Raw genomic sequence first — 6,271 nt, 5'->3', positions numbered from 1 at the left:
TCAGTGGTAAAAATCAAGATTTCCAGAGCAATCATTGGCAATTTTTAGTGGTGAGTTATTTCCGCCATCCTGCACTAATCTTCCTCACAACCCCGATCGGGCTTAATATATATACATCGCTGATACTTTTAGGCTAGTGAGAAGCTGCCCGATAAACTGGAGTAGAAATATAGCCAAAATAGCGGAAAAGTCAATGCCACCCAGAGGAGGGATGAAAGAACGGAAGATATTCAGGTAAGGATCGGTCAGCTGACTCAGGATAGAAAAAGGTGGATCGTACCAGTTGATATTAGGAAACCAGCTCAACAGAATCCTAATAATCAGCAGAACAACATAGATATTTACAAACGTAGCAAGAGTCTGGATAAGTAGTGCGACTGAGGAATCCATGAGTTTTGAAGCTTTTTGCGTAATTTCAAGGGTAATTTGGACTTGACTTTAATTTAACTGATATCAGCGCATTTCGGATCGCTTCCTTAGTGCTTGGGGTTCGAGCATCCAGCATTAAGACCCGGAGTGGCCAGTTTTAGGCATCTTTGGTTCCAGACCGATCGCTACTAAGAGTAGAAGCATTCCCATTCACATTACCAAGCTGCTGGCGCACTTCGTCAATTGTTTGGTTCAATTGGGCAATTTTATCTTCCAGACTCCGGCGAGCAATTTCAATTCTTTGCTCGGACGCGGTTTCCAGTTGACGCTTCTTGCTTTTCTCAAATTTTGGTTCTGAGGCATCGGCATTCACAAGAGGTGCTTCTACCTCCGAGGTTTCGTTATTAATGCGAGAAGCTAGCAGTGCCCCCAGCACCCCGCCGACTAGGCCACCAACCAACGACCCAGCCAAAAATCCTGCTGCAAAACCGTCACGCTGACTCATATCAATTTTCGATTTTCGATTTTCGATTAATTCTTTGGTAGGACTTTCTTCAGCTTACCTGCTGGGGGTCTCAACTGCCTATAACAAAGGATGGAGAATAGGAACGAAGGCACCTGCACCTGTGTAGCAGAGAATAAATAATTTATCTTTACTCCCTAGCCCCTAGCCCCTAGTTTAAGTGCCAAAAGCGCGATCGCCTGCATCCCCTAACCCAGGCACAATGTAACCGAGACTGTTTAAACCTTCATCTATCGTAGCCGTGTAAACATTCAATCCCGGATAGGTAACGCTCAATCTTTGCAACGCTGGGGGAGCCGCCACTACCGAAATAATCCGCACCAACTCAGGCTCAATACCGCGAGAAGTCAATTCGGCCATCGCAGCCATAATCGATCCACCAGTCGCCAGCATCGGATCGGCGATTAACACCCGCGTTTGCTCTTTAAACTGTGTTGGCAATTTATTCAAATAGCAACTGGGTTCTAACGTCTTTTCATCCCGCACCAAGCCAAGATGATAAGTAGACGCCAAAGGCAATACAGTCTGCGCCCCTTCCAGCAGCGCCAGTCCCGCCCGCAAAATCGGGACTACCACCAGAGGAGCTTCTGGATCGACGAAGGTGGCCGGACACTCAGCCAAAGGCGTCTGCACTGTTGTCTCCACAGTAGGCAACCACTCTCGCACCGCTTCATAAGTCAGCCACCGTCCCAGCTCCGTCATAGCCGTCTTGAACAGCACTGATGGTGTCTGAGCGTCGCGGGCAATGCCCAGCCAGTGCTGAATTAAAGGGTGGGGCGGAACATAGACGCGCAACTGGAGAGTCATACGGATTTTAGATTTTAGATTTTAGATTGCTGTTTGGATGCTGGTTCAAAAGCCATGATTCATCATACTGCCTTCTGGTTTGTTACAGAGAGGGCAAAAAACTTGTTGATAATTTTTCCTGATTGTATTGACATTAGTTTTCAATAAGGCTATATTAGCTTTTAGTGTTCTCCTCTCTCGTGTTCTCCTCTTTGAGGAACGGCAGACGGGCTCGGTCAGCAGCAGCAGATAGAGTCCGTACTTTTTTTTTAGGTATATAGCCACAGTCACATCGGTTAGGACAGTATTAAACGCTCAAAGCAAGACGAGGAATGTGTTTGTACTAAAGCCGAAGCACTTTGCTATATTGAGCTAGCAGCTAGAAACAAGGGGAAGCGGTAAACTGTAAAACCAGGAAATTACTCTAAATTACTGACCCCATGCCTTCTGTTTCCATAATTAATCAGTTATCCTCCTCTGGTGCCAGTTCAACCGCCCCCGATTTTGACGTTATTATCATCGGATCGGGTATTGGAGGGTTGGTGACCGCCACCCAGTTAGCCGCGAAGCGGGCATCTGTGCTGGTGCTAGAGAGCTACGTTATACCTGGAGGAAGTGCTGGGTACTTCGAGCGATCGGGTTATCGGTTCGATGTAGGGGCGTCGATGATATTTGGGTTTGGTACTCAAGGCACCACCAATCTCCTCACCCGCGCCCTCCAAGCGGTGAATGTCAGCTTAGAAACCATTCCCGATGCAGTGCAGATTCACTACCACCTCCCAGGTGGTTTAGATCTGAAAGTTCATCGAGACTATGAGAAATTTTTGCAAGAACTAATCGCATATTTTCCACAAGAACGAGAAGGAATTCGCCGATTTTACGACGAGTGCTGGAAAGTCTTCAACTGCCTGAACGCGATGGATTTGCTTTCCTTGGAAGAACTCCGGTATCTGACAAGAGTGTTTTTCCAGCATCCGTTAGCTTGTTTGGGTTTGGTAAAGTACTTGCCCCTAAATGTCGGCGACATAGCCCGCCGATATATCAAAGATCCTATTCTGCTGAAATTTATTGATATCGAATGTTACTGCTGGTCGGTTGTGCCAGCAGATATGACACCAATGATTAATGCTGGGATGGTTTTTTCCGATCGACATTACGGCGGAATCAACTACCCCAAAGGCGGTGTCGGTCAAATCGCCCAAAAGCTAGTGGAAGGGCTGGAAAAAGCTGGCGGTCAAATTCAGTACAAAGCCAAAGTAACCAATATTTTGACCGAAAATGGACGAGCCGTGGGCGTACAGCTTGCCACAGGCGAAGTTTATCGGGCTAAACGCATTGTTTCCAATGCAACTCGGTGGGATACCTTTGAAAAATTACTTCCATCTGAGGAAATGCCCGCTGATGAAAAAAAATGGCAGCAACGTTATCAAAAATCCCCCAGTTTTCTGAGCTTGCATTTAGGCGTCGAAGCAGATGTATTGCCCTGGGGAACCGAGTGTCACCATATTCTGCTGGAAGAATGGGACAAGATGGAAGTACCAGAAGCCACTATCTTTGTCTCGATTCCGACGCTGCTTGACCCAGATTTGGCACCAGAAGGTTATCACATCATGCACGTCTTCACCCCAAGCTGGATTGATGATTGGCAAGGAATGTCTGCTAAAGATTACGAGGAAAAAAAGGAAAAGGCAGCTGGACGTATTATTGAGCGGTTGGAGAAAATTTTTCCCGGTTTAGATGCGGGATTGGATTATATAGAGGTGGGGACGCCTCGGACGCATCGACGTTTTTTGGGCCGCGATGATGGCAGCTATGGGCCAATTCCTCGCCGCAAGTTGCCAGGTTTGTTGGGGATGCCGTTTAACCGCACATCTATTCCCGGTTTATATTGTGTGGGGGATAGTACTTTTCCGGGTCAGGGTTTAAATGCGGTGGCGTTTTCGGGGTTTGCCTGCGCCCATCGCGTGGCAGTAGATTTGGGGTTAGTTAGCTGACCGCCAAAATCTTGACAAAACCCCCTCAAACTAGACAATAGATGTGATAATATGACATCATGTCTAGTTTAACTCCCCAAGAAGCCGCCTTACTATTAGGTGTAACGGTCAAAACGCTACACCGATGGCAGCTTGATGGTAAAATTAAATCAACTCGGACTGCGGGAGGTAGCTTTAAAGCTATGACTACTCTCACTTACTGCAAGGGTTTACCAACACCAATAGACGAGCTAACCCCATTAGGATTGACCAGCTTTGAGTTATTTCTAGCTGATTTGGCAGCTCTTTCTTATAACGCTACTATTGAGACAGTCAATCACTTATTAAAACTTGAGAGTCAGTTTGCTCAGTCTAAATGGAATACCTATTTACAGAAAAAATATCGCAATTTTGTAGTAAAAACTTCAGCCCTCACTCTCTAAGGACTAAAGTCTTTACTACAAACTTTGTTTTTTGTCAACGACGAACTAGGCCAGTAAAACCAGCAGCTTTGAACTGTTTTAGCTTCAAAGGCGTTGGCTGATTAGCGGATACAGTAATTCTGAGTTCAAAATCGCTGACTCCAGGTGGCACCTCATCAATAGCACCCAGACGAGTACGGTTTTGCATGACAGAATTGTCATTGGCATCGTAGATGCGACCGAAAATATCGGCGTTGTAGACATATTTGCCAGAGGTATTGTTGGCTTTGCCGATGATCAGAAAGCAATTGGCAGCTTTTGCAGTACCGCTAGCAACAGATCCTTGTCCTAGTTCCGCCGGACACTCTTTATAGGAAAGGTCGGATAGTTGAATTTGCGTCAATGCCCAAGCGGGTGGAGTCAGCACCCAACTGAGAATGCCGATCAGACAGGAGATCAGGAAGACTTTGAAGGCTCGAAACCGCATAAATTAGACCAAAAATTAATTATTAACAGGCACTTTAAACCTCAGCTTACCTCGATCTTAGGCGATCGCATTGAAGTGTCGAAGTAGCTTGTGGTAATGGGTGCAAGAAAATGGCCCTTCTCGCCAGGAATGGTTTCCTTGCAAGGTTATTCAGGTAGACGAGAAGGGGAAAAGCGATCGCGACTGTACCACTAAGGATGTGCCAAATTGCTGTAAAATGGTTGAGATAGCGCCAAATCAGGGACGCCATAGCTGGTATAAGCTCTTACTTCCGGCGGCTGAAGTCCTAGAATAATTGACTTTGGAGAAATTCCTGCTGCTACTAACTCCTCGGCAATCAGGCGATCGGTATTATTTTCTTGAATCCATACCTGAAAGTCAATAATATCAATGTGCATGATGCAATGGTGAACTCGTCGTCCCCCCAACCACCCTATAGAAAGTAGTATGTAGCGATCGTTCTCTAAATCGAAAATTGTTTGAGTTTTTACCTCATTGTCAGAGTTGAAAAAACTTGCATATTTATTCAGCAGCTGCTTAACAAGCTTGCGGTAATCTTCTATGATATCCATTTGATAATCTCCTCCGCTTGGGGATTAAAAATCAGTAGTTTAAGACGCTTATTCTCCAACAAAATATCGCCAAACTTATCTCCTTCAAATAGATTCTCAAAAGGACTGATAAGCTGCTCCGCATTTAAACTGTATAACTCAAAAAAGCCTATCTCTTGTCGGGTAGGCATTCCTGCCATCCAGGATATGTGAATTAGGTGCGTTTCAGCTTAGGAATTGCTAGATATAGTTCTCTTTCAGGTTCGTTTCGTTGTAAAATATCGTTATAGAGAATGTATTGACCCAAAGCCTGCTCTAAATCTGCAATTCTAGACTCCCTAAGAAAACTTTTAACTTCGACTGCTATCTTCCGCTCCTGTTGCTCAGCAGCAATTAACTGTTCGGCACCAAGATCTACAGATAAATTTCGCTTAGCCCATTTTAATGGGAATGGGTCGTGAGTAATTGTCCAGCCAGCTTTCACAAGTGCCTGTTTCACCGTTTGATGATAAAAGTCTTTTGCTGACACTTTTACTCCTTTTTTACCGCCCCATCTTTAATTTTAGCTTTAGTCCGAAAGACCTAAATGCTGTCGCAAAGATTGACGCATAACATCAACTGGTACAGGCTGCTGCAACCAAATCTGCAATGCAGCTGCACCCTGTTGTACCAGCATTTCTAAACCATCGATCGCATCCGCACCCTGTTCTTTAGCTAATTTTAGAAATAAAGTTGGGTTGGGAGTGTAGATTAAATCATATACGATCGCACCCTTTGGCAATTTCGCCATCTCATCCGCACTCAAGGGAGACTCATCAACGCGAGGATACATCCCCACAGGCGTCGTATTTACCAATAAATCTGCTTGCGATATCAAATTTGGTAATTCTTGCCAATTATGGACGCTAAGCCTCACAGGTAAACGCAAATTCAGCCAGCTATCCAAGAAATCGTTTAACCTCTGCGGACTGCGACCGACAACTTTTATCTCCCGGACGCCCAACTCGGCACAACCTGCCACCACAGCCCTTGCAGCCCCACCACAGCCTAAGATTACCGCGACAGTCTGGCTCCAATCCTTACGGGTGTGGTCATAAGTAGTTGGTTGAAACGAAAAGCTTTTCTTCTGGGCCTTGTCCCCCTTGTCCCCCTTGTCCCCC

General features: G+C 45.6%; 9 protein-coding genes and 1 pseudogene. 2 read left to right on the top strand and 8 right to left on the bottom strand.

Annotated features, from left to right (window positions below; translation table 11 throughout):
- Positions 1 to 102 precede the first annotated feature (102 nt).
- The 3 genes from LAY57_RS34790 to upp all read right to left on the bottom strand — a co-directional run bounded on the left by LAY57_RS34790 (position 103) and on the right by upp (position 1,699).
- Positions 103 to 390, bottom strand: a complete 288-nt coding sequence (locus LAY57_RS34790; RefSeq protein WP_249071924.1) for a YggT family protein — start codon at positions 388 to 390, stop codon at positions 103 to 105.
- A 136-nt stretch (positions 391 to 526) separates the two neighbouring features.
- Positions 527 to 874 (bottom strand): ssl2009 family thylakoid membrane protein, encoded by a 348-nt coding sequence (locus LAY57_RS34785; protein WP_249071922.1) that lies wholly within the window; start codon positions 872 to 874, stop codon positions 527 to 529.
- A 174-nt stretch (positions 875 to 1,048) separates the two neighbouring features.
- Positions 1,049 to 1,699 (bottom strand): uracil phosphoribosyltransferase, encoded by a 651-nt coding sequence (upp, locus tag LAY57_RS34780; RefSeq protein ID WP_249071919.1) that lies wholly within the window; start codon positions 1,697 to 1,699, stop codon positions 1,049 to 1,051.
- Between the two features lie 419 nt (positions 1,700 to 2,118).
- Here upp and crtH point away from each other — a divergent pair, with 419 nt between their 5' ends.
- Both crtH and LAY57_RS34770 read left to right on the top strand, forming a co-directional pair.
- Positions 2,119 to 3,672: a carotenoid isomerase gene (gene crtH / locus LAY57_RS34775; protein WP_249071918.1), complete on the top strand. Its 1,554-nt coding sequence runs from the start codon at positions 2,119 to 2,121 to the stop codon at positions 3,670 to 3,672.
- 59 nt (positions 3,673 to 3,731) lie between these two features.
- Positions 3,732 to 4,094, top strand: coding sequence for a MerR family DNA-binding transcriptional regulator (locus LAY57_RS34770; protein WP_249071915.1), 363 nt, complete (start codon positions 3,732 to 3,734; stop codon positions 4,092 to 4,094).
- Between the two features lie 34 nt (positions 4,095 to 4,128).
- On the opposite strand, the gene LAY57_RS34765 is transcribed toward LAY57_RS34770, so the two are convergent.
- The 5 genes and pseudogenes from LAY57_RS34765 to LAY57_RS34745 form a co-directional block, all read right to left on the bottom strand.
- Complete coding sequence (locus LAY57_RS34765) at positions 4,129 to 4,560, bottom strand: hypothetical protein (protein ID WP_249071914.1); 432 nt, start codon at positions 4,558 to 4,560, stop codon at positions 4,129 to 4,131.
- Between the two features lie 191 nt (positions 4,561 to 4,751).
- Positions 4,752 to 5,132, bottom strand: coding sequence for a XisI protein (locus LAY57_RS34760; protein ID WP_249071912.1), 381 nt, complete (start codon positions 5,130 to 5,132; stop codon positions 4,752 to 4,754).
- Positions 5,120 to 5,302 (bottom strand): PDDEXK family nuclease, encoded by a 183-nt coding sequence (locus tag LAY57_RS34755; protein WP_249071910.1) that lies wholly within the window; start codon positions 5,300 to 5,302, stop codon positions 5,120 to 5,122. Before LAY57_RS34755 ends, LAY57_RS34760 begins: the two co-directional genes overlap by 13 nt.
- Before the next feature lie 23 nt (positions 5,303 to 5,325).
- Positions 5,326 to 5,640, bottom strand: a complete 315-nt coding sequence (locus LAY57_RS34750) for an element excision factor XisH family protein (RefSeq protein ID WP_249071908.1) — start codon at positions 5,638 to 5,640, stop codon at positions 5,326 to 5,328.
- Between the two features lie 39 nt (positions 5,641 to 5,679).
- Positions 5,680 to 6,271 (bottom strand): annotated as a pseudogene (locus LAY57_RS34745) (hypothetical protein); the annotation flags it as partial.

Origin of the sequence: Argonema antarcticum A004/B2 (assembly GCF_023333585.1) — a bacterium.
Taxonomy (GTDB): domain Bacteria; phylum Cyanobacteriota; class Cyanobacteriia; order Cyanobacteriales; family Aerosakkonemataceae; genus Argonema; species Argonema antarcticum.
The sequence above is the reverse complement of the archived record's forward strand: the minus strand, read 5'-3'. Positions and strand labels throughout refer to the sequence as shown.